We start from the raw sequence: 218 nt of genomic DNA on the forward strand, positions 1-218 counted from the left end.
GGGCACTTCATCGGTATCCAGGTTCAGATCGCGAAATCCGGAATCAACATGCTGATTGAGTAACCGGGTGAACGCACTGCCCGGATGATGGCTGCCGGGAATCACCCGAATTGCCCCGGATTGCGCATCCAGTGGATCGAGATAGAGCGCCATCTTGATATTCGTAAAGGACAGGTCTGCGCCATAGGAATCCCGATGAAACTGGGTGCCGCAGTCAT

1 protein-coding gene is annotated in these 218 nt (G+C 54.6%); it reads right to left on the minus strand.

The genetic code is table 11. The features are described 5' to 3' along the window. Positions 1-218: phytanoyl-CoA dioxygenase family protein (locus A3709_RS15820; protein ID WP_197484251.1), on the minus strand; the 218-nt coding region annotated here is incomplete at both ends.

Origin of the sequence: Halioglobus sp. HI00S01, assembly GCF_001635445.1 — a bacterium.
Lineage (GTDB): Bacteria > Pseudomonadota > Gammaproteobacteria > Pseudomonadales > Halieaceae > Halioglobus > Halioglobus japonicus.